This is a genomic window from Leptolyngbya sp. FACHB-711 (assembly GCF_014695615.1).
Taxonomy (GTDB): Bacteria; Cyanobacteriota; Cyanobacteriia; order Elainellales; family Elainellaceae; genus Leptolyngbya_A.
Map to the genome: position 1 here is coordinate 1 of NZ_JACJOR010000361.1, position 1,534 is coordinate 1,534.

Sequence of the window (1,534 nt, forward strand, 5' to 3'; positions counted from 1 at the left end):
CTGTTTTTTCTGGATGAACATCGACAGGGCTGGGATGAGAGCCATATTGCCGCGCAAATTATTGAATTTTTGCATGATTTAGACAAATCACAATCCTGGAGTACCGTTGCCGATCGCTTTAAAGAGCGGGCACAGTGGATCTGGCAGCAATGGTATGAAGAGACTCATCCTGGTCAAGGTGGCACCCATCCTGTCGTAGATCTGATTCAGGACGATCGCTATCTCAATCGAGTCGTGCCACTGAACTGAATTGGCTGAACTTGATTTGTGAAAGCTGAACTTAAGCCTGGCTTTCGGGAACATAAGGATTTTCGGCGATCTTAGGCAAACCCTCTAACTCTGGGCTCAACTGCACTATACGCCCGTCGATCACCCTATTGACCAGTTACTTGCTACAAAACGCCTAAGTTCGTTGCTAACTCCCGGATATTCGCTGGAGGCAAACCGAATTTCATTATGGAATAGAACTCAAAACCTCAATCAGCGCAAGGGGTTGAGATATGAGTTCCGATAGATCACCGAAATTCATCAGAATCAGCATTGCAACTGCGCTGACAATTGGTACTGTCGTGACAGGATTGGTAGGCTGCTACATTACCCTCGATACTTATCTGGACCGAAAGTCCAATCGGCAATATGAGCGAGAACAACAGTCGCAGGTCAATCGTGTCGCAGCCCTGGAAGCCGCAGGTCAGCATGAAGAGTGCATCCGTGAGGCAGCTAAAGTGCCACAAGAGGCGCAAGTTTTTTGGGCAGCACAAACCTACTGGCGCAACTGTCACATCCATCTGGCAGCAGCCCGGATTGAACAGGCAAAGCAACAGGCAGAGCGGGGAGAATTTGCTCAGGCAATCGCAGAGGTCAGTCAAATCGCTGTGGATTCACCGTCCTACAGTGAAGCACAACACCTGACGCGCGAATGGTCTGAATGCATTTGGGCGCTTGCCCAGAGTCATTACTGGCAACCCGTCGATCAGATCAATCAAGCCCTGACGATCGCAGGAGCCATTCCACCCCACAGCCCCATCTACAAGGAGGTCCAGGCACAAATACAGCAGTGGCAGCAGCGATGGGAAGACAATCAGCAGCAGTGGGTCGCAGCTCACCAGGCTTTGAGTTTAGGTCAGTTTGAGCAGGCAATGACCGCAGCCCAGCAAATCAAAGACCATCCCTTCTGGACACCCAACCGAAATGTGCTAATTCACAAAATTCAGGAGCAGCAGCTTCAGCGGCAGTACGAAACGATTTTAGAGACGGCGAGGCAACTTCTTAGGCAGGGAGAGCCAGCAAACGCGATCGCAACGGTGGCACAGTTACCCGATGATTACCCCTGGGGCGAACGCAAGCAGCGATTGATTGACGATGCAGAAACAAAGCAGAGACAAGTCGCTGTCTGCCGAATGTTTTCCCTGAAATTGCGAAGTTGTTATTGAGTTGCATCTATTTTGGTAAAGCTGATTGCGATCGCCCCCTGCTAACGAAATTCTTCAGATTTGGGATAGTGCAAAGACCCTTGATCAGCAAAATATAGGAT

The 1,534-nt window shown here is 49.9% G+C and carries 2 protein-coding genes; both read left to right on the forward strand.

Translation table 11 applies throughout. The features are described 5' to 3' along the window. The coding region (locus H6F80_RS14905) for a hypothetical protein (RefSeq protein ID WP_190792317.1) at positions 1–249 on the forward strand (249 nt) is incomplete at its 5' end. A gap of 251 nt (positions 250–500) precedes the next feature. After that, the gene (locus H6F80_RS14910; protein ID WP_190792318.1) at positions 501–1,433 is read left to right on the forward strand and encodes a hypothetical protein; all 933 of its coding nucleotides are present in this window, start codon (positions 501–503) and stop codon (positions 1,431–1,433) included. Positions 1,434–1,534: the final 101 nt, after the last annotated feature.